16 protein-coding genes are annotated in these 21,974 nt (G+C 61.4%); 10 read left to right on the top strand and 6 right to left on the bottom strand.

Features of this window, described 5'->3' with window-relative positions:
* Positions 1–819: AMP-binding protein (locus FHT70_RS19410; RefSeq protein ID WP_183704109.1), on the top strand; the 819-nt coding region annotated here is incomplete at its 5' end.
* Between the two features lie 95 nt (positions 820–914).
* On the opposite strand, the gene FHT70_RS19405 is transcribed toward FHT70_RS19410, so the two are convergent.
* The gene (locus FHT70_RS19405; RefSeq protein WP_183704108.1) at positions 915–1,139 is read right to left on the bottom strand and encodes a DUF1674 domain-containing protein; all 225 of its coding nucleotides are present in this window, start codon (positions 1,137–1,139) and stop codon (positions 915–917) included.
* Positions 1,140–1,249: 110 nt separating this feature from the next.
* Between FHT70_RS19405 and htpX the strand changes: the two genes are divergently transcribed.
* The 4 genes from htpX to purH all read left to right on the top strand — a co-directional run bounded on the left by htpX (position 1,250) and on the right by purH (position 7,285).
* Complete coding sequence (gene htpX, locus FHT70_RS19400; RefSeq protein ID WP_183704105.1) at positions 1,250–2,206, top strand: zinc metalloprotease HtpX; 957 nt, start codon at positions 1,250–1,252, stop codon at positions 2,204–2,206.
* Positions 2,197–3,585: an RsmB/NOP family class I SAM-dependent RNA methyltransferase gene (locus FHT70_RS19395; protein ID WP_183704102.1), complete on the top strand. Its 1,389-nt coding sequence runs from the start codon at positions 2,197–2,199 to the stop codon at positions 3,583–3,585. The genes htpX and FHT70_RS19395 overlap by 10 nt, the downstream gene beginning before the upstream one ends.
* 204 nt (positions 3,586–3,789) lie before the next feature.
* Complete coding sequence (locus tag FHT70_RS19390; protein WP_183704099.1) at positions 3,790–5,463, top strand: heparinase II/III family protein; 1,674 nt, start codon at positions 3,790–3,792, stop codon at positions 5,461–5,463.
* 205 nt (positions 5,464–5,668) lie between these two features.
* Positions 5,669–7,285: a bifunctional phosphoribosylaminoimidazolecarboxamide formyltransferase/IMP cyclohydrolase gene (gene purH, locus FHT70_RS19385; protein ID WP_183704094.1), complete on the top strand. Its 1,617-nt coding sequence runs from the start codon at positions 5,669–5,671 to the stop codon at positions 7,283–7,285.
* 17 nt (positions 7,286–7,302) lie between these two features.
* Here purH and FHT70_RS19380 read toward each other — a convergent pair whose 3' ends face one another.
* Positions 7,303–8,691 (bottom strand): MFS transporter, encoded by a 1,389-nt coding sequence (locus FHT70_RS19380; protein ID WP_183704092.1) that lies wholly within the window; start codon positions 8,689–8,691, stop codon positions 7,303–7,305.
* 23 nt (positions 8,692–8,714) lie between these two features.
* The gene (locus FHT70_RS19375) at positions 8,715–13,490 is read right to left on the bottom strand and encodes an NAD-glutamate dehydrogenase (RefSeq protein ID WP_183704090.1); all 4,776 of its coding nucleotides are present in this window, start codon (positions 13,488–13,490) and stop codon (positions 8,715–8,717) included.
* A 277-nt stretch (positions 13,491–13,767) separates the two neighbouring features.
* Here FHT70_RS19375 and pdxY point away from each other — a divergent pair, with 277 nt between their 5' ends.
* From pdxY to FHT70_RS19360, 3 genes are all read left to right on the top strand, one after another.
* A complete protein-coding gene (gene pdxY / locus FHT70_RS19370; RefSeq protein WP_097598336.1) occupies positions 13,768–14,643 on the top strand; it encodes a pyridoxal kinase PdxY in 876 nt (291 codons plus the stop codon).
* A 71-nt stretch (positions 14,644–14,714) separates the two neighbouring features.
* Positions 14,715–15,356, top strand: coding sequence for a carbonic anhydrase (locus FHT70_RS19365; protein ID WP_085779885.1), 642 nt, complete (start codon positions 14,715–14,717; stop codon positions 15,354–15,356).
* Positions 15,357–15,447: 91 nt separating this feature from the next.
* Complete coding sequence (locus FHT70_RS19360; RefSeq protein ID WP_183704088.1) at positions 15,448–17,067, top strand: GGDEF domain-containing protein; 1,620 nt, start codon at positions 15,448–15,450, stop codon at positions 17,065–17,067.
* A gap of 49 nt (positions 17,068–17,116) precedes the next feature.
* Here the strand turns inward: FHT70_RS19360 and FHT70_RS19355 are convergent, their stop codons facing one another.
* The 3 genes from FHT70_RS19355 to FHT70_RS30710 form a co-directional block, all read right to left on the bottom strand.
* Positions 17,117–17,941 (bottom strand): lytic murein transglycosylase, encoded by an 825-nt coding sequence (locus FHT70_RS19355; RefSeq protein WP_097598311.1) that lies wholly within the window; start codon positions 17,939–17,941, stop codon positions 17,117–17,119.
* Between the two features lie 170 nt (positions 17,942–18,111).
* Entirely contained in the window at positions 18,112–19,146 is a 1,035-nt protein-coding gene (locus FHT70_RS19350) for an aspartate-semialdehyde dehydrogenase (RefSeq protein ID WP_020922622.1), read from the bottom strand.
* A 110-nt stretch (positions 19,147–19,256) separates the two neighbouring features.
* Positions 19,257–19,463 (bottom strand): hypothetical protein, encoded by a 207-nt coding sequence (locus FHT70_RS30710; RefSeq protein WP_085779883.1) that lies wholly within the window; start codon positions 19,461–19,463, stop codon positions 19,257–19,259.
* A gap of 91 nt (positions 19,464–19,554) precedes the next feature.
* On the opposite strand from FHT70_RS30710, the gene FHT70_RS19340 reads away from it, so the two are divergent.
* Positions 19,555–21,309: an alkaline phosphatase gene (locus FHT70_RS19340; RefSeq protein WP_183704085.1), complete on the top strand. Its 1,755-nt coding sequence runs from the start codon at positions 19,555–19,557 to the stop codon at positions 21,307–21,309.
* A gap of 198 nt (positions 21,310–21,507) precedes the next feature.
* The gene (locus tag FHT70_RS19335; RefSeq protein WP_183704082.1) at positions 21,508–21,969 is read left to right on the top strand and encodes a hypothetical protein; all 462 of its coding nucleotides are present in this window, start codon (positions 21,508–21,510) and stop codon (positions 21,967–21,969) included.
* Positions 21,970–21,974: the final 5 nt, after the last annotated feature.

The following is a 21,974-nucleotide window of genomic DNA, read 5'->3' as shown; positions in this document are numbered from 1 at the left end:
CTGCGCCTGCTCGGCACGGTCGGCGAACCGATCAATCCGGAAGCCTGGGAATGGTATTACAATGTCGTCGGCGACAAGCGCTGCCCGGTCATCGACACCTGGTGGCAGACGGAAACCGGCGGCCACATGATCACGCCGCTGCCGGGCGCCACCGACCTGAAGCCCGGCTCGGCGACGATGCCGTTCTTCGGCGTCAAGCCTGAGCTGGTCGACAATGAAGGCAAGGTGCTGGAAGGCCCCGCCGACGGCAATCTCTGCATCGCCGACAGCTGGCCGGGCCAGATGCGCACGGTCTATGGCGACCATGACCGCTTCATCCAGACATATTTCTCCACCTACAAGGGCAAGTACTTCACCGGTGACGGCTGCCGGCGCGATGCGGACGGCTATTATTGGATCACCGGCCGCGTCGATGACGTGCTCAACGTCTCCGGCCACCGGCTCGGAACGGCGGAGGTTGAGTCTGCCCTCGTCTCGCACAATCTGGTTTCGGAAGCGGCGGTCGTCGGCTATCCCCATGCGATCAAGGGCCAGGGCATCTATTGCTATGTGACGCTGATGGCCGGTCACGATGGTTCGGACACGCTTCGCCAGGAACTGGTGAAACATGTGCGCGCCGAAATCGGCCCGATCGCCGCGCCCGACAAGATCCAGTTCGCGCCCGGCCTGCCGAAGACCCGCTCCGGCAAGATCATGCGCCGCATCCTGCGCAAGATCGCCGAGGACGATTTCGGTGCCCTCGGCGACACTTCGACGCTTGCCGATCCCGCCGTCGTCGACGATCTGATCGCCAACCGGCAGAACAAGGCGACCGCCTGATATAAAGAGCCGCTCCATCCGAGCCCCGGGGCGGCTCACTTTACTTGGCTGGCGAATTTGGACGGCCTGCACGAGGCCGGGATTCAGGCCCGATCTTAAAAATCGATCGCCCGGCCGTTGATCTCGTAATCGCCGAAGCGCGCAGGCTCGGCGCCGCCGCGGCCGCCGATCTCAGGTGGCAGCTCCAGCGGCTTCCGGTGCTTCCGTCGTTCTTCAGCCTCGGCAAGCGCACGTTGGGCCGCCGGGGACAGCACCTTGCGCGGCGGCTCCGATCCCTCGGCCGTTGGCGTTTGGCTATTGTCGTTATCGGCTTCCTGCATGGCCTTCTCCTGCCGGAAATATTGAAAATGGCGGGTGGATAACCAAATCATAATGCGCGGTCGCCGGGATTGAAAGCTTGCGACGCCGAAATCGGAGTTGGAGATTCGGAATGAACCTCGTTCGCACTGCCATGTTGCTTGCCTTCATGACGGCGCTTTTCATGTTTGTCGGCTTTCTGATCGGCGGTCGGGGCGGCATGATGATCGCCTTTCTCATTGCCGCCGGCATGAATTTTTTCTCCTATTGGAACTCCGACCGCATGGTGCTTGCGGCTTATCGCGCGCAGGAGATCGATGAACGGAACGCACCGGAATTCTTTGCGATCGTGCGCGATCTCGCCCGTAATGCCGGCCTGCCAATGCCGAAGGTCTATCTCTACGACAGCCCGCAACCGAATGCCTTCGCCACCGGCCGCAATCCGGAAAATGCCGCCGTCGCCGCCTCGACCGGCCTGCTTGCTGCCTTGTCTCCCGAGGAGGTCGCAGGCGTGATGGCGCATGAGCTCGCCCATATCCAGAACCGCGACACGCTGACCATGACGATCACGGCAACGCTTGCCGGCGCGATCTCGATGCTCGGCAACTTCGCCTTCTTCTTCGGCGGCAACCGCGACAACAACAATAATCCGCTCGGTTTCATCGGCGTCCTCGTCGCCATGATCGTCGCACCGCTCGCCGCCATGCTGGTGCAGATGGCGATCAGCCGCACGCGCGAATATTCGGCCGATCGCCGCGGCGCCGAAATCTGCGGCAATCCGCTCTGGCTCGCTTCCGCACTTGGAAAGATCGCCCGCGGCGCGGTCCACGTGCCGAATGAGGATGCCGAGCGCAATCCGGCGACGGCCCATATGTTCATCATCAATCCGCTCTCCGGCGAACGCATGGACAATCTGTTTTCCACCCACCCGAACACGGAAAACCGTATTGCCGCGCTGCAGGAGATGGCGCAAAGCGGCATGAATGTCTCGACGGGACCGGTGCGTGCTGCTAATCCGTCGCGCAAATCGCGCTCTGTTCCGAATACGGGTCGCGGTGGTTCGCAACCGCCAAAAGGTCCGTGGTCTTGAATTCAGACGGCACGAAAAAGCCATTCCACAAACAGAAACCTTTCGCTGACCGATCGGCGCCAACCAAGCCGGGCCTGCAGGCCCGGGCGACGGCAGCAAAAATCTTGGCTGCCGTCGTCGACCGCAAGCTGCCGCTCGATGGCGCTCTCGACCATGAACATGGCAATCCGGCCTATAAGGCGCTTGGCGAGAGCGATCGCGCCCTTGTCCGCGCCATTCTGAATACGACGCTGCGCCATCTGCCGCGCATCGACGCTGCAATTGCCTCGCTGCTGGAATCGCCGCTACCGGAGGGCGCGCGCGCCTTGCACCATGTTCTGGCAATCGCGGCTGCTCAGATCCTCTATCTCGACGTGCCGGATCATTCGGCCGTCGATCTTGCCGTCGAGCAGGCCAACCAGGATCCGCGTAATCGCCGCTTTGCGAAGCTGGTCAACGCGGTGTTGCGCCGGCTCGGCCGTGAAAAGGACGAGGTGCTGGAGGAGATCGCCAAGGTGCCGCCGATGCCGGGCTGGTTCCTCACACGACTGGAAAAGGCCTATGGCCGCGACGCGGCGCTGGCGATCTCGCAATCGCAGCTCGAGCCTGCGGCGATCGATTTGACCGTCAAATCCGACGCCGAAGCCTGGGCGAAAAGGCTGAACGGCGTTGCCCTGCCGACGGGCGGCGTGCGGCTTGCTGCCTTCGACGGCGGAATTCCTTCACTCGAGGGCTTCGACGACGGTGCGTGGTGGGTGCAGGATTCGGCGGCAAGCATCCCGGCCAGGCTTTTCGGCGATCTCTCGGGCAAACGTGTCGCCGATCTTTGTGCTGCGCCCGGCGGCAAGACAGCGCAGCTTATCCTTGCCGGCGGTGCGGTGACTGCACTCGATCAGTCGGAAAGCCGGCTAAAACGGCTGCGGTCGAATCTCGACCGGCTTGGCCTGAAGGCAGAAACGGTTGCGACAGACCTGACGACATTCAAGCCGACGGAGGGCTTCGATGCGATCCTGCTCGACGCCCCCTGCTCTTCCACCGGCACGACGCGCCGGCACCCCGACGTGCTGTGGACCAAGGGGCCGGATGATATCGCGAGGCTGGCGGCGCTGCAGGAGCGGCTGCTGCGTCATGCGCTGACCTTGCTGAAGCCCGGCGGCACGCTGGTATTTTCGAACTGCTCGCTCGATCCCGCCGAAGGCGAGGAGGTCGTCGCCCGCATTCTTGCCGATACGCAGGCGATCGAGCGCGTGCCGATCAGCGCGGGCGACTGGCCCGGTCTCGAAGCGGCGATCACGCCGCTCGGCGAATTCCGCACGCTTCCGACCATGCTGAAAATGCCGGAGGGCATCGCCTCCGGGCTCGACGGCTTTTACGCGGCGTTGCTGCGGCGAACGACCTGACTGAAACCCACACACGTCGTCCGAATCCCGTCACTACATCCTCGCAGCGCGTCCGTCATTCTTTGCGAAACCGCCGGAATGTTTTCGAATGACATGCACTAATTTTCGCATATTCGAACGTTGTCACGAATTAATTCATTGTGGACGATGAAATCGGCTGCTTTTCACCTATTCTTAACCACGAGGGTCAATAGACAATAGAATATGCAGTCCGGTCGGCGTTTTGCGAGCATGTATGTTCGGGAAGCTTGGCGGCGCGCCTTGCGCCGCGTCGCGTTGCTGCGCCTGAAGCTCATTCGCCATTCGATCAAACCACCCGAGCGCCTGATCGTCGCCCCGACCGATCTTCGCGGCATCGATTCGCATGTGGCCGACGAAATTCTCAACGGACGTTTCCTTCTGGCCGGGCGCATGCTGGAAACGAACGGCAAATCGCCCTTCACCTTCACCCTGCCCTCGCGGCCGTTTGCGACCCGCCTGCACAGCTTCGGCTGGCTGCGGCACATGCGGGCGCACAAGACGGAGCGCAGCGCGGCGGCTGCCCGCGCCATCATCGACAGCTGGCTTTCCATCCATGCCGGCCGTATGGAAGGAATTGCCTGGGAGACCGACGTCACCGCCCAACGCGTCATCGCCTGGCTGTCGCATTCGCCTGTTGTGCTGCAGAACGCCGATCGTGGCTTTTATCGCCGGTTCATGAAGTCGCTGGCTTTCCAGGTCAGGTTCCTGCATCGTATGGCACCCTATACGCTCGGAGGCCTGGAGCTGTTCCGGCTGCGCATCGCGCTCGCCATGGCCTCCGTCGCCATGCCGGCTCGCGCATCCACGCTTCGGAGAGCGGCGCAGGCGCTCGACCGTCAATTCGATAGCCAGATTCTGCCGGATGGCGGCCACATCTCGCGCAACCCGCGCATCGGCCTGGAACTGCTGCTCGACCTGCTGCCCCTGCGGCAGACTTACGTCAATCTCGGCCATGATCTGCCGCAGAAGCTGATCTCAGGCATCGACCGTATGTATCCGGCTTTGCGGTTCTTCCGGCATCAGGATGGGGATCTGGCGCTTTTCAACGGCGCAACCTCGACGCTCGCCAATGAGCTGATGTCGGTGCTCAGATATGACGAGACCGCCGGCCAGCCGTTCAAGGCTTTACCGCAGTCGCGCTACCAGCGGCTTTCCGGTGGCAAGACCGTCATCATCGCCGATACCGGCACGCCGCCCTCGGGCGGCGCATTGCGCACCGCGCATGCCGGCAGCCTCTCCTTCGAAATGTCGTCCGGCCGCCATCGCTTCATCGTCAATTCCGGCTCGCCGAAATTTGCCGGGCACCGCTACGTGCAGATGGCGCGCACGACCGCGGCCCATTCGACGGTCATCCTCAACGACACCTCATCCAGCCGTTTTTCACACTCGCCTTTCCTCGATCACGCGATCACCGAGCCGGTGAAAACCGTGACGGTCGAACGTCTGGAAACGGAGGATGGGCGCGACAGCATCAAGCTCAGCCATGACGGTTATCTCAGGATATTCGGCGTGCTGCATGAGCGCGAGCTGACGCTCAATGCCGCAGGTTCGATAGTGACTGGCCACGACCGGCTCATACGGCGTGAAGGATATGAAAGTGACGAGCCCCTGAAGGCCGTCGCCCGTTTTCATGTTCATCCGTCCATCGTTCTGCAACAGAGCGATAGAGAATCCGTGCTGCTGACGGCGCCGGATGGCGAGAGCTGGCTATTTACCGCGCCCGGCAACGAAGTGCTGATTTCCGAGGACAACTTCTTCGCCGACAGCTCCGGCATCTGCGGCTCTGACCAGATCGAGATCGATTTCGATCTGGCCGAGAAGACGGAGATCCGCTGGTTCCTATCCCGTAAAGCTTAGTCTAGACGGGCCGGCCGGCTGGCCAAAATTCAAATCCTGGATTAAATCGAAAGGCAGAGCATCAGCGCTGTTTGCGTGGCGGCAAAGCTGTGCTAACGCGGCGCCCAACAAGAAACGTCCCTAAGGCAGCTCGTCCGAAAGCCGCGCATACTTTTCGGCCTCATGCTCTAGCGGATATCTCCCGAAGCCCGAACGGAGAAGGTTCATGGCCGTCATTTCCAAGAAGATCCCCGCCCCGGACAAGGTCGAAATCAAGACCGCGCTCCTCTCCGTCTTCGACAAGACCGGTATCGTCGAGCTCGCCCGGGCATTGTCCGAACGAGGCGTGCGTCTGCTGTCGACCGGCGGCACCTACAAGGCTATCGCCGCCGCCGGTCTTGATGTCACCGATGTCTCCGAGGTCACCGGCTTTCCCGAGATCATGGATGGGCGCGTCAAGACGCTGCATCCGACCGTGCATGGTGGCCTGCTGGCGATTCGCGACGATAGCGAGCATCAGGAAGCGATGAAGAAGCACGGCATCGAGGGCATCGATCTTGCCGTCATCAACCTCTATCCTTTCGAAGAGGTGCGCGCGTCCGGCGGTGATTATCCGACGACCGTCGAAAATATTGACATCGGCGGTCCGGCGATGATCCGTGCATCGGCCAAGAACCATGCCTATGTAACTATCCTCACCGATCCAGATGATTATGCCGAGTTCAAGGAGCAGCTTTCGGCGGATGACGGCAAGACCGCCTATGCCTTCCGCCAGCGCATGGCCGCAAAGGCCTATGCCCGTACCTCGGCCTATGATGCCATGATTTCCAACTGGTTCGCCGAGGCGCTGGCGATCGACACGCCGCGCCACCGCGTCATCGGTGGCGTGCTGAAGGAAGAAATGCGTTACGGCGAAAATCCGCACCAGAAGGCTGCCTTCTACGTCACGGGCGAGAAGCGGCCGGGTGTTTCGACGGCTGTCCTTCTACAGGGCAAGCAGCTCTCCTATAACAATATCAACGACACCGATGCCGCCTATGAACTCGTCGCCGAGTTCCTCCCGGAAAAAGCGCCCGCCTGCGCGATCATCAAACATGCCAATCCCTGCGGCGTCGCCACCGGTGCGAGCCTGGTCGAAGCCTATCAGCGGGCGCTCGCCTGCGATTCCGTTTCCGCCTTCGGCGGCATTATCGCGCTCAACCGGATATTGGACGCCGAAACGGCCGAGGAAATCGTCAAGCTCTTCACGGAGGTCATCATCGCCCCTGATGTCACCGAGGAGGCGAAGGCGATCGTCGCTCGCAAGCCGAACCTGCGGCTGCTATCGGCCGGTGGCCTGCCCGATCCGCGCGCCCCGGGCCTGACGGCGAAGACCGTTTCCGGCGGTCTGCTCGTCCAGAGCCGCGACAACGGCATGGTCGAGGATCTGGAACTCAAGGTCGTCACCAAGCGCGCGCCGACGGCGCAGGAGCTTGATGATATGAAGTTCGCCTTCAAGGTCGGCAAGCATGTCAAATCGAACGCCGTCGTCTATGCCAAGAACGGCCAGACGGCCGGAATCGGGGCCGGCCAGATGAGCCGGGTAGATTCCGCCCGCATTGCCGCGCTGAAGGCCGATGAGGCCGCCAAGGCGCTCGGTCTCTCGGCGCCGATGACGCACGGCTCGGCGGTTGCTTCCGAAGCCTTCCTGCCATTTGCCGATGGTCTTCTGTCGATGATCGCCGCAGGGGCGACAGCCGTTATCCAGCCGGGCGGTTCGATGCGAGACCAGGAGGTCATCGACGCCGCCAACGAACACGGCGTGGCGATGGTCTTCACCGGCATGCGCCATTTCCGGCACTGAGGCGCGCCGGAATATTGTCAGGCGCGATCGGCCGGATAGGGCGCGCGGATCAGCAGCACTAGCCCGCCGGCGAGAAACAGGATCAGCGTTGCCATTCCGAGCCGCGCCGATCCGCTCAGATAAGTCACCAGCGAGAAGAGCAGCGTCGCCATGAAGCTCGTGGCGCGCCCCGAAAGCGCGTAGATGCCGAAGTAGCGTCCGGCTTCCTCAAGGCTGACGCTGCGGGCGAGATACGAGCGCGACGAGGCCTGCACCGGCCCGAAGGCGAGCCCGATCAGCAGGCCGTAAAGGATATAGGCCTTTTCCGCGGCGGTGCCGAAGAGGCCGCCGGAATCGGCCGTCGGCAGCAGCATCAGGCCGAACAGGGTGTAACCGGGCCCGGTCGAGATGATGCCGATGGTGGCGAGAAGCAGCATGGTGAGGCTGATGACGACGGTTATCTTGGAGCCGACGCCCTTGTCGATCCGTCCGGCGATCAGGCAGCCGAAGATCGCAACGACGTTGAGGATGATGCCGTAGAGGCCGATCTCGATCGTCGCCCAGCCGAACATGCCGGCGGCGAAAACGCCGCCGAGGATCAACAGGCCGTTGACGCCGTCCTGGTAGATCATGCGGGCGATGAGGAATTTCAGGATGCCGCGGCGTTCCCCGAGTTCACCGAGCGTGTTTCTCAGTTCCCGCAGGCCGGCGCGGATGGCGGTGCCGAAGGGCAGGCCTCTGCCGACATCGGGTGTGAACAAGAACATCGGCAGGATGAAAATCAGGTACCAGACGGCCGAGATCGGCCCGGTGATGCGCGCGTCCTCGCCGGTCCTGGGGTCGAGGCCGAAAAGTGGATCGAGGCCGAGAATGGTCTTGCCGCTTTCCGGGTCGGCCGCCAATAGCGTGACGACGGCAATCAGCACGATCATCCCGCCGAGATAGCCAAGCCCCCAGGCGGTGTTGGAGAGCTTGCCCACCTCCTGCTTGGCGACCAGCCGCGGCATCATCGAATCATTGAAGACAATGGAAAACTCGGCCGAAATCGAGGCGAGGATCATGAAGATCACGGGGTAGAGGACAGGCGAACCCGGGGCTGCAAACCACAGGCAGAAGAGGCTGACGATCTTGATGATGGCGAAGAACCCGATCCACGGTTTGCGCGCGCCGGACTGGTCGGCGATCGAGCCGAGAACGGGCGACAGCACGGCGATGATCACTGAGGAGATCGTCGCCATGTTGCTCCACGTCGTCTGGGCCGACACCGGATCATCGGTCAGGCGCGAAACGAAATAGGGCCCGAAAATGAAGGTGGTGACCACGGTGAAGAAAGGCTGCGCCGCCCAGTCGAAGAACATCCACCCCCAGATGCCCTTCTCCGTGGCTTTCGGCGGCTGCGTTCCTGTCCAGTCTATGCGATTCAACATCCGCTCCTTTTTCGCGGACTGTCTCACCTCGCCCGGTCGCGCGCAAGATCGGTCAGGATGCCTGCCGCCACGGTAATGCGCGCGAGATTGGGATCGCCGCTGTCACTGAGGCTCGAAAGCTCTTCAACGATGCGGTTGATGCGGATGCGATCCTGCGCATGCCAGGCCTGGACGGGTAGCTTCTCCTTGCCGTGATCGGAAAGCGCCGAGATGACAATGTCGCGCCGGGCGCTGGCGATCTGATCGATGCTGCGGGCAAGCGCCAGATTTTCGTAATGATCGGAGGTGAGAATCCGGCCGCCGGCCGCCAGCAGCCGCGCGATCCGAAAGGTCTTCGACACGGCAAAATAATTTTCGGCGGCGCGCAGCAGCGGTTCGCCGGTTCGCTCGGCAATCTGCATGATCTCCGGCACCAGAGAGAAGCTCTGGAGGTTGGCGATTTCGGCCGCCAGCTTTTCGGGCACGCCCGCTTCGGCATATTCCACCTGGCGTGCGGCAGCATCGCTGGCCGCCTGTTCGGCGAAAGCAGGCCTCAACTTCTTCAGGGCCGCCTGCAGCCGGCTAATGACCTCGGCCATATCGGCTTTGGTCATTGCGGTTTTCAACAGCAGGCGCGTGAGCACGATAAAGCTGTGGCTGATTTCCTCGTAAATGCGGTTCTGCACCCCGCCCGATATCTTGCCGTCGAGCGCATCCGTCTCGGCCCAGAGCCGGTTGAGGTCGAAACCGTCGCGGGCGACGATTGCGGCACGCACCACCTCCGGCGCCGAAGCCGCCGTCGCGTCCATCATTGCGACGACGAAGCTCGGCCCGCCGCGGTTGATCGCTTCATTGGCCAGCACGGTCGCGATGATTTCGCGCCTTAGGCGATGGCTTGATATGTCGCCGGCGTTCGACTTCTGCATCTTGACGGGGAAGTAATTCATCAGGGTCGCGGCAAAATAGGGGTCGTCGGGCAGGTCGCTCGCGGCGAGCGCATCGAAGAGCACGATCTTGGCGTAGGACAGCAGCACGCCGATTTCCGGCCGCGTCAGCGGCTTGCCGGCCGTGTAACGTTCGGCCAGCGTCTGGTCATCCGGCAAGGTCTCGACCTTGCGGTTCAGCTGGCCGGTGGTCTCGAGCACGCTCATGAAGCGGGCGAGTTCGAGGCCGTTTGCCGTGCCCTTGCGTTCGACGAGCGAGATCGCCAACGACTGGAGGTAATTATTGCGCAGGACCAGCGCCGCCACCTCACCGGTCATCGACGAAAGAAGCTGGTCGCGTTTTGGCCGCGTCAGCCGCCCGTCATGCATAGCGGCAGCCAGCGCGATCTTGATATTGACCTCGACGTCGGAGGTGTTGACGCCGGCCGAGTTGTCGATGGCGTCGGAGTTGCAGCGCCCGCCGCTAAGGCAGTAAGCGATGCGGCCCTTCTGGGTGACGCCGAGATTGGCGCCCTCGCCGATCACCTTGGCGCGCACCTCAGTCGCGGTGACGCGGATCGGATCGTTGGCGCGATCGCCGACTTCGGTGTCGGTTTCGGAGGGAGCCTTCACATAAGTGCCGATGCCGCCGAACCACAGCAGGTCGACCGGACTCTTCAGGATCGCCGTCATGATCTCGAATGGGGTCGCCACCGCTTTGTCGATGCCAATCGCGGCAACCGCTTCCGGCGTCAGCGTCACAGATTTCGCCGAACGTGAAATGATCATCGCGCCTTTCGAAAGAACGCTCTTATCGAAGTCCTGCCAGCTCGAGCGCGGCAGGTTGAAGAGCCGTTGGCGCTCGGCCAGTGTTTTTTCCATGTCGGGATCGGGATCGATGATGATGTCGCGGTGATCGAAAGCGGCAATGAGCCTGATCTTGGGAGAGAGCAGCATGCCGTTGCCGAAGACGTCGCCCGACATGTCGCCGACGCCGGCGACGGTGAAGGGCGTGGTCTGAATGTCGATGTCCATCTCGCGAAAATGGCGCTTTACGGTTTCCCATGCGCCGCGGGCGGTGATGCCCATCTTCTTGTGATCGTAACCGGCCGAGCCGCCGGAGGCAAAGGCGTCGTCCAGCCAGAAGCCAGCCTCCTGCGCCAAGGCATTGGCGGTGTCAGAGAAGGTCGCCGTGCCTTTGTCGGCGGCGACGACGAAATAGGGATCGTCACCATCGAGCCTCATCGTATCGGCCGGCGGAACGACCTCGGCGCCGGAGATATTGTCGGTGATCGAAAGCAGCGTGCGGATATAGGTCTTGTACGCCTCGCGGCCGGCATTGAAGACTTCGTCGCGGCTGCCGCCCACCGGCAGCTTCTTCGGGTAAAAGCCGCCTTTGGCGCCGACCGGCACGATGACGGCGTTCTTCACCTGCTGCGCTTTGACGAGGCCGAGCACCTCGGTGCGGTAATCCTCGGCACGATCAGACCAGCGCAGGCCGCCGCGCGCCACCTTGCCGAAGCGCAGGTGGACGCCTTCGACTTCGACGCCGTAGACGAACATCTCGCGGAAGGGTTTCGGTTGCGGCAGCCCGTCGACCAGGTGCGGATCGAGCTTGAAGGCCAGCATGGCTTTCGGCGACCCATCGGGGTTCTTCTGGAAATAATTGGTGCGCAGAGTCGCGTCGACGATGTTGACGTAGCGGCGCAGAATGCGATCGTCGTCCAGGTTCGGCACGTCGGCAAGCTCGGCCTCGATGGCCTGGTGCAGGTCGGCGATCTTCTTGAGGCGGGCCTTTTCGGAAAGCCTGGGATCGAGCGTGTCGTGGAACAGGCGGAAGATGGCGGCGGCCACACCAGGATATTTATCGAGCGTCGTTGCGATGTAATCCTGCGAATAGGCGATGCCGGCCTGGCGGAGGTATCGGGCATAGGCGCGCAATACATTGGTTTCGCGGGCCGAGAGCCCGGCCGAAAGGATCAGCCGGTTGAAACTGTCATTGTCGATCGTGCCGGCAAAGGCGGCGACGAAGGCTTCCTCGAGCGCAGCGCCATACCGATGGAGGTCGATATCGCTGCCGTTGCGGGTCTCGAGCTCCATGTCGTGCAGCACGACGAGTTGGGTTGCGCCATCGCCGACCTGTACCCCAATGTCGAAGGTGCGTTCGCTGACGACATTGAAGCCGAGGTTCTCGAGGAGCGGCACGCGGCGTGACAAGGCCAGCTGGCCGCCGGCGTGGAAGATCTTCAGCGAGAGGATGCGGCCCTGTTCTTCCTGGCGGTGATAAAACTGGATCCGCAGCGGCTCGCCGGCGGCGCAGGCGCCGATATCGGCAAGGTCGGCGACGGTTTCTTCAGGGGTAAAGGAATCCTGGAAAGCTTGATCGACCGATAGTTTCGGCGACTTTGGTCCGGCAAGCGCTTCGAAACGGTCGTCCCAGCGGGCAGTGATTTCGCGGATCTTCTGCTCGAGCCTTGCCTGCGGTATGCGCGGCGTCTTGCCGCCGGAACGGCCGATGATGAAATGCACGCGGGCGACGCCGCCTTCGGGAAAAGCCGGATAATAGGCGGAGACACGGCCGTCATAGACGGTCTTCAGATAGGTGCCGATGCGCTCGCGCACGATCGAATCATATTCCTCACGCGGCACATAGACGATGACCGAGACGAAGCGGTCGAAATGGTCGATGCGCGGCAGGACGCGCACGCGCGGCCGGTCGGCGAGATCGTTGATCTGCTCGGCAAAGCTCGCAAGTAGCGTCGTATCGATCTGGAAAAGGTCGTCGCGAGGATAGGATTCCAGCGTGTTGTCGAGCATGCGGCCGGAATGGCTCATCGGGTCGAAGCCGAAATGCTCCTTCACCTTTTCGATCTTCGACCGCAGCAGCGGGATTTCGGAGGCGAGCGAGGTATAGGCCGTCGAGGTGAAGAGGCCGACGATGCGGAGTTCCCCGGTGACGTTGCCCTCGGCATCGAAACGTTTGACGCCGACATAATCCATATAGGCGCGGCGATGGACGATCGACTTTACATTCGCCTTGGTGACGATCAAAAACTCTGGGCCGTCGAGGAAGGCGAGGATCTCCGGCGTGGTGGTCACGGCGTCCTTGCCGGTGCGCAACACGAGAACGTCCGGGTTGGAGAGGATGCCGAGGCCCGCGCCCTTGTCCCGCTCAACCTTGGCGTCGGCGCCCTTGCCGGAATAAATATACTCACGCATGCCGAGGAAAGTGAAATTCTCGTCGCGCAGCCAGGTCAGGAAGGCCACCGCCTCGGCATGTTCGGCCTTCCTGCGGCCGGCACCGTTCGCCGACAGCTCGGCGATTACGCCATCGAGCTTGGCAAGCATCGGCTTCCAGTCCGAAACCGACAGACGGACCTGTTCGAGCACGGTCTGGACGCGTTTGACGAGGTCGGCAGCCTGGGTGGAATTCAATGGGGCGATATGGAGCTGGATATGACTGACGCGTGCCGCGGGATCGCTCGGGTGGTCGGCGGAATAGAGCGTGGGGGCTCTGCCCTTTTCCATGACGAGGATTGGATGCACGGCCATGAACAGATCGCGGTAGGTGCTCGTCACTTCACCCATGACCGACTCATAAAGGAAAGGCATGTTTCGGTCGGTCACCGACAGCACTGAGACGGCGGTGCCGCCGGGTGTCACCTCTGCAAGTGTGTCGATGCTGACGCGGGGCGTCTTGCCGTTCCAGGCGGCAAGTTCCTTTGCCGAATGCACGGCAGAGCGCGCCAGCATGTCGGGCGTATAGAGTTCCAGATCGTCATTGCTGGCCCGGCCAAAGAGAATTTCCGGATCGAGATGCGCCTCGCTCATCGCCTTGGCGATCTTGCGCGCAGTCTCGATCTGCTTCTCCCGTTTCGGATTGTTTCTGGCAGCCATGGAACGCCTCCCCGCATTGGACTGATTTTTTCGCAAGCTAGCAGAAGATTTGTCGAAAGAATCCCTAAAATAGCGCTGTCGGGGATCGTTTTGATGCTTTTTTGCCGGCGGAAATGAGAAATTGGCAGAGTTTTTTCGCTTTCGAGGCCAAAACGGGTTGTCCAGGCCTCACTTCCGGGTTTGCTTCCGCGGCACATTTCCATGATCACGTGAAGAATGGTTGACAGGCCGTCGTCAAAAAGATCATCAAACGCCATCATCATTGGACCTCGGTTTCATGTCGGAAAATACAGCGGGCGCAGTCATCGTTATTTCCAGCCATGTCGTGCGTGGCTCGGTTGGCAATCGGGCGGCGGTGTTTGCGCTGGAGACGCTCGGCCATCCGGTCTGGGCGCTGCCGACCATCGTTCTGCCCTGGCATCCCGGCCATGGCCGTTCGACGCGGCTGACGTTTGCCGAAGCGGAATTCGACGCGGCGATCGAGGATCTGCTCCGCGCACCCTGGATCGGTGAAGTCAGGGCGGTGCTTTCGGGCTATTTCGGCAATGCCGCCCAGGCACGCTCGGTCGCCCGGCTGATCGCCGCGCTCCGGCAAAACAATCCCGAACTGCTTTACGTCTGCGATCCGGTCATGGGCGATCTCGGCGGCCTCTACGTGCCGGAAGCGACGGCCGAGGCCATTCGTGATCATCTCATTCCGCTGGCCTCGCTCGCAACGCCGAACCGGTACGAGCTCGCCTGGCTGTCGGGAGCACCGCTCGATGACAACGGCGCAATCATGGAGGCGGCGCTGGCGCTCGGGCCGTCACGCATGCTCGTCACCTCGGCGGTGCCGATGATGGCGGGCGGCACCGGCAATCTCTACCTTTCCGGTCGTCACGCGCTCCTTGCCGAGCACCGCGTTGTCGAGAACCCGCCGAATGGTCTCGGCGACCTGCTGGCCGCCGTTTTCCTGTCGCGCCTGCTGTCCGGCCTCGAGGACGAAAAGGCGTTGCAGCTTGCCACCGCCAGCGTGTTCGAAGTGCTTGCGCGTGCGGTCAAGCGCGGCAGCAACGAGCTGATGCTGGCCAGCGATGCGTCCAGCCTTTCGACGCCGATGGCGATGGTGCAGATGCGCCGGCTCATACACCCGGCGCAGCGTCGGAAAAAATGACGCATTTGCCAATGTGCGCATTTTGCGGTGCAGCAGTTGATCTTGTCTTCCGCGCGCGCTAATCCAGAGGCATGCAGCGTTTTCCAAACACCCTTCTGAACGGTTATCGCAACTTTATGAACGGGCGTTATGCCGACGCCCGCGACAGGTATCGGCAACTGGCCGAAAACGGCCAGAGTCCGAGTACGCTTGTCATTGCCTGTTCGGACTCGCGTGCGGCTCCCGAGCTGATCTTCGATGCCGGCCCGGGCGAGCTTTTCGTCATCCGCAACGTTGCCAACATGGTGCCGCCCTACGAGCCGGACGGCCATTTCCATTCGACATCGGCCGCTCTTGAATTTGCCGTGCAGGCGCTGAAGGTTTCAGACATCGTGGTGATGGGCCATGGCCGTTGCGGCGGGATTCGGGCGGCACTCGATCCGAATGCCGAGCCACTATCGCCCGGCGATTTCATCGGCCGGTGGATGTCGCTGGTCAGACCCGCAGCCGAGCAGATCCAGAGCAATGACGTGATGACCGCGGCCGAGCGGCAAACTGCGCTCGAGCGTGTCTCCATCCGCAACTCGATCGACAATCTCAGAAGCTTTCCCAATATCAAGGCGCTGGAAGAAGCCGGGAATCTTCATCTTCACGGCGCTTGGTTCGACATCTCGACAGGTGAGCTCTGGGTGATGGACGCGGACACGCGTGACTTCATTCGTCCCGAGATCTAGGGACTAGCGGGTTTATCAGTTTTTTAAGGATTGCTGTTAAACTTGCATCAATTGGTTGCGCGACCGGCATTTGATCACGTGGCGATTGGCGATGAAGTTCGAAACCATTAACAAGGTTATGCTGGCCGCCATTCTGCTGCCCTTCGCCTTCATGCTGATTGAAGGCGCCTTCGTTCTCCGAACTTCCATCCAGCATTACAGGGATTTTGAGAAAGACCGGCAGTTCGCCGATGTGCTGGCGCGTGGCGGGTCGATCGCGGCGACTGAAATCCTCAGTGAAATCGATGCCACTCGCCGCTATCTCGCGCATCCCAGCAGCGAGACTGAAGTCGACATGCAGCGAAGCCGACTGACGCTCGATCGCGAACGCCGCGCCTTCCAGGCCAGCCTGCCGCCCCGCGATACGCTCGATCAGGGACTTGCAGGTGAATTGTCGGCTCTCAGCCTTGCCTACAGCCGCATCGTCGCGGCGCGGAGCGCTGTCGACCAGGGCCGTTATTCAGGCAGCAATCCCGGCTCCGTCTACTGGTATGCGGCTCTGAAGCAGCTTTCGGTCGTCGACGCACTTTCACCACTGATCAGCGACCCGGTGCTGCTTGAGAAATCCAACCAGCTGATGGGCATCCTGCTGACCTACTACGGCGAAAGGCTGATCACCGGGATCGGCACCCGTTACCTCGATCAAGACGTTTCCGCCAGATTTCCGATTGAACTCTTCATCCAGGGCAAGACCATGCTCGGTGCCGGCATGGATCACATGGTCTTCCATTCCACCGCGCCGATCGTGCGTGACATCGTTGCCTATCTCGGTCGCACCGATCAGGTGAAGGCGGATGCGATCACCGACGCCATTCTCGCCGGGTCGCGGCCATCGCGCGCAATGGGCGATGCCTGGGCGGCCACACAGCGCGAACGCATGGTTTTCCTCCAGCAAAAGATGGTGGAGGCCGCGAGTGATATTCACGAGACCGGTGAACAGTTTTCGACGCTCTCGCACATACACCTGACGCGGATACTGGCGCTATGTGCGGGCCTGTTGATTCTCGCAACGCTGGTGATGTTGCTGGCGGCAAGAGGCCTTCGGCTGATAGACCGGCTGATCCGCGACCGTGAGACGCTGGTGGGCGAGTTGCGCAACGCTGCTCAAACCGACCTTCTGACGGGACTGTACAACCGGCGTGGCTTCGAGGTTGCCGCCTCGGCGCTCCTCACCCAGGCCGAGCACGGGTCACGCTGGATTTCCGTCGTTCTCTTCGATCTCGATCATTTCAAGAAGGTCAACGATGTTCACGGCCATGATGCCGGCGATGCCGTCCTTCGGCACGTCGCGAGCGTCGCGCGTCAGCATTTCCGTTCATTCGATCTTCTGGTGCGCCATGGCGGCGAGGAATTCCTGGCACTTTTGCCGGATTCGACACCTGATGACGCCGCAATCGTCGCCGAGCGTGTGCGCATGGCGATCGAGGCGGCTGAGGTTCCTTTGCAGAGCGGCGAACTGCTCAGAGTCACGGCGAGCTTCGGATGCGCCGGCCGGGCAAATGGCGCCGCCGACCGGAACTTCGAGGATCTGGTCAAACGCGCCGATCTGGCGCTTTACGCCGCCAAGGCTTCGGGCCGCAATTGCGTGGTGTCGGGGCCGGTTGTGCCGACTCCTCCGCAAGAGGAGCGACGCAAGACGGCATCGAGCGGCGGTTTTGATTCCCGCATATGAAAAACGCCGCATTCGGAGCGGCGTTTTCAAATTCATTGTCGATGAACGCTTATCTGCCGCCGTCGATCTGCTGTCCGATATAGGCGATCGCTTCCTGATAGACGCTGGCGGCGTTCCAGCCCTGAATCGCAGCGAAATTCGGCTCCCCCGGCTGATAGCCGGCGCCGGCACGCCAGCCGTGGCCCTTGAGGAAATTCGCTGTCGAGGCCAGCGCATCGGCGCGGGAGCCGACCATGTCGACCCGGCCGTCGCCGTCGCCGTCGGCGCCAAAGCGCACGACGTTGCGCGGCAGAAACTGCGTCTGGCCGATTTCACCATGGGCGGCACCCTTGGCCTGCGGGCTCAGATAACCCTCGGAGACGAGCTGGAGTGCTGCATAGAGCTGGTCGGTGAAATATTCCGAACGACGGCAGTCATAAGCAAGGGTCGACACAGCCGATAGCGTATGCTGGTTGCCCATATAGCTGCCAAAACCGGTCTCCATGCCCCAGATTGCGATCAGCGGACCGGCGGGAACGCCGAAGCGACGTTCGATCGAGGCAAAAAGGGCCTGGTTGGCCGCTTTCATCGAACGGCCGCGGGAAATGACGGCGGCACCGCCGCGCTTCTGCATGAAGGCGTCGAAGGAGAGTTTGAAGCTTTTCTGGCCGCGATCGGCGGCGATCGTCGGCTTGTTGTAGTTGACGTTAGCGAAGGCACGGCTGAGCACGGATTGGCTGACGCCATTAGCCGCTGCCGTCTGCTTGAAATCGGCGACCCAGGCGTCGAAGCCGGCGCTGGTATTGCCACATTGAAGTCCTTGCGCGAACGCCGGTACCGCGTTGAGGACGCCCAGTGCCGCAGCGGCCGCCAGAAACAACTTTGTCATGCGCATTGAGAAACCCCGCTCTCGATCTGCATAGTTTTTAAGCGGGCAAGAGAATGCCAGCCACTCGCGATTTTGTCACGATCATCGTTTAGCGAGCGCTTATACAGACGTATTTGCCCCGGAAAAAGCCCCGCTGAACGAGCAGGGCTTTAACATCTTATGGTTTACAAATGGTATCAGGCTGCCTGCTTGCGCGGCTTGACCAGGCCGCGATTGACGAGCAGCTCGGCGATTTGGATGGCGTTCAGCGCCGCGCCCTTGCGCAGGTTGTCGGAAACAACCCACATATTGAGGCCGTTTTCAACAGTCGCGTCCTCGCGGATGCGTGAGATATAGGTTGCATCTTCGCCGGCGGATTCATAAGGCGTGATGTAGCCGCCGTTCTCGCGCTTGTCGATGACGAGGCAGCCCGGGGCATCGCGCAGGATATCGCGGGCCTGGTCGGCGGTGATCTCGTTCTCGAACTCGATGTTTACCGATTCCGAATGGCCGATGAAGACGGGCACACGCACTGCCGTGCAGGTCACCTTGATCTTTGGATCGAGCATCTTCTTCGTCTCGGCCAGCACCTTCCATTCTTCCTTGGTGTAGCCGTCTTCCATGAAGCTATCGATGTGGGGAATGACGTTGAAGGCGATGCGCTTGGTGAACTTTTTGTTCTCGATCGGATCGGCAACGAAGACGGCGCGCGTCTGATTGAAGAGCTCGTCCATGCCGTCCTTGCCGGCGCCGGAGACCGACTGATAAGTGGAGACGACGACGCGCTTGATCTTGGCGAAGTCGTGCAGCGGCTTCAGCGCCACCACCAGCTGCGCGGTCGAGCAGTTCGGATTGGCAATGATGTTGCGCTTGGTGAACTGCGTGACGGCGTCCGGGTTCACTTCCGGCACGATCAGCGGCACGTCGGCGTCATAGCGCCAGGCCGACGAATTGTCGATGACCACGCAACCCTGCTGGCCGATCTTGGGGGAAAACTTCTTGGAGACCTCGCCGCCGGCCGACATCAGGCAGATGTCGGTATCGGAGAAATCGTAATTCTCCAGATTGGAAACCTTCAGCGTCCGGTCGCCGTAGGACACTTCGGTGCCCTGCGAACGCGCCGAGGCGAGCGCCACGACCTCATCGGCGGGGAAGCCGCGTTCGGAGAGGATGTTGAGCATCTCCCGGCCGACATTTCCGGTCGCTCCCGCAACTGCTACTTTGAAACCCATTTCTCAAGCTCTCTTTCTCTTCTCTCCTCTGTCCGGTGAGGGGAAAGGCGCGAATAATCGCGTCTTCCTGTCCCCAGCCGAGCCGGGGAGAGAGCGGCAGGCCAGAGACGTCAGACGGTTTTCGTCGTCGTTTTGGCCTTGGTTTTGGAAGAAACCGGAACGGCAATATCCACCCCGGCAACCCGTGCCCGGTCATTGCATGCGGCAATGGCGTGTTCGTCGCGAACCATGGAGATTCCTTTTCCGCTGTTGCTCTTAGAAGGTTTTCCACAGGAGTCAAGGTTTTTGCGCTCGGAGGCGGAGGGCGAAAGCGGCAGCCGTCATGGTGCGACGTTGTCATGCCGCTGTCATCCTCGGGAGGTATCCCGGCCCGGTTGTCAATGTCTGCAACGAAAACGGGGGTTTTCCATGCGTACGCTTCTTGCCGCCTTTACGGCCACCACCATCCTTGCGGGCGCCGCCCAGGCGACGACGGTCTATCCGCTCGATCGCGCCACGATTCTTGCCGGTTCGCCGTTCGATTTCAAGGTCGAGATCAACAAGCAGGTCAAGCCGGAAGATGTGAAGATCACGGTCAACGGTCAGGATTACAAGACGGTTCTCGGGGGCGAAGCGCAGTTCATCGAGCTGGAAAAAGGCAAGGAAGACAAGGCCCTCGGTTCCGCTCTTCTGCTCCGCGGCCTGAAGATCTCCGCACCCGGCGCCTACAAGATCGAGGTCTCCGCCGGCGATGAGACGAAGTCGGTCACCTGGGACGTTTATGAAACAGCCGCTCAGCCGAAGGCCAAGAACATCATCTTCCTGCTCGGCGACGGCCTTTCCGTTGCTCATCGCACCGCCGCCCGTATCATGTCCAAGGGCATGACCGAGGGCAAAGCGAACGGCCGCCTGAACATGGACGATCTCGATCATATGGCCTTCATCGGTACGTCAGCGACGAACGCCGTCGCCACGGATTCGGCCAACACCATGTCGGCCTTCATGACGGGGCACAAGACGGCCGTCAACGCGCTCGGCGTCTATGCGGACCGGACGCCGGCTCCGCTCGACGACCCGCGCGTCGAAACCTTTGGCGAGGCTGTTCGCCGCACGACGAAGAAGTCGATCGGCATTGTCGCGACCTCCGAAATCGAGGATGCGACGCCAGCTGCGGTCGTTTCCCATACCCGCAGCCGCAGCGAAAAGGCCGACATCGTCGGCATGCTGCTCGAAGTGAAGCCGGAAGTCATCCTTGGCGGCGGCTCGGCCTATTTCCTCGGCAAGGAAGTCGCCGGTTCCAAGCGCAAGGACAACCAGGATTACATCAAGCTGTTCCAGGACGCCGGCTACAAGCTCGCGACCGACAAGAACGAGCTCGCCGCCAATGCATCGGCTGACGGCAAGCTGCTCGGCCTCTTCCACACCGGCAATATGGATGTGACGCTCGATCGCGAGTTCCTGAAGAAGGGCACCGTCGACAAGTTCCCGAACCAGCCGGGTCTCGTCGAGATGACCACGATTGCGCTCGACCGCCTCTCGAAGAATGCTGACGGCTTCTTCCTGATGGTCGAAGGCTCCTCGATCGACAAGATGTCCCATCCGCTGGATTGGGATCGTGCGGTTATCGACACTATCGAATTCGACAAGGCGATCGGCGTTGCCCGCGAATTCCAGAAGGCCCATCCGGACACTCTGATCGTCGTCACCGGCGACCACACGCATGGCGTATCGATCATCGGCACAGTCGACGACGAGAAGCCCGGCACGGAAATGCGCGAAAAGGTCGGCACCTACGCCGAAGCCGGCTTCCCGAACTACAAGGATGAAAATGGCGACGGTTATCCCGACCAGGTCGACGTCAGCCGCCGCCTGTTCCTCAGTGCCAACAACGGCCCCGATCATTATGAGACCTTCCGTCCGAAGCTCGATGGTCCTTTCGTTCCGGCCGTCCAGAACGAGAAGAAGGAATATGTCGCCAACGAACAGTATAAGGATGTTCCCGGCGCCGTCTTCGTACAGGGCAATCTTCCGAAGAGCAGCGAGAGCGGCGTTCACGCTGTCGACGATGTCGTGCTGCAGTCGGCCGGTCCTGGTGCCGAAGGCTTCCATGGTTACATGGAACAGAGCGACGTCTATCGCGTGCTCGCCGACACCTTCGCTCTCGGCGCCAAGCAGACGAATTGATCGAAAGTCGATCTTGCAGGGCCGCTTGCCGGCCTTGCCTCTTTTGTCGATCATGGTCCCGGCCGATTACAGCGCCGCGCGTCTTCCAGACGCGCAAAAGGACGCTGTAACACTTTGAAGCTGGCATCGTGCTTTCCAAATATCGTTTCGATTTTCGGGCCGATGCCAGAGGCCGGGATCTACTTCTTGGAGGTCGCCATGGACATATTCTCCTCGCTGCATCTCAGCCGCCGCCGGCTGATCGGCGCTGCCATTGCGTTTCCCTTTGCTGCTTGTGCTGCGCGCGCGGCCGGCGCTTCGCTTTCGTTCGACGAGCTCTATGGCAAGTTCGGCGTGCTCGGTCTCGAATTCTCGGACAAGGTGAAGCGCCTTGCCGGGCAGGAAATCAACATGAAGGGTTTCATGGCGCCGCCACTGAAGGCAGAGGCGCAGTTCTTCGTACTCACCGAAGTGCCGATGTCGCTCTGCCCCTTCTGCTCTTCGGATGCGGACTGGCCCGACAATATCGTCGTGGTTTATCTCTCGGAAAAGCAGACCTTCGTGCAGCCGCGCCAGACAATCGAAGTGCGCGGCACGCTGGAATACGGCTCCAGGACCGATCCGGAAACCGGCTTCGTCAGCCTATTGCGGATCCGCCAAGCCGAATATTTTGCTGTTTAAACCGA

The sequence above is a fragment of the Rhizobium sp. BK049 genome (genome assembly GCF_014193135.1).
In the GTDB taxonomy this organism is placed as follows: domain Bacteria; phylum Pseudomonadota; class Alphaproteobacteria; order Rhizobiales; family Rhizobiaceae; genus Rhizobium.
This window is presented reverse-complemented; position numbering and strand designations above follow the sequence as displayed.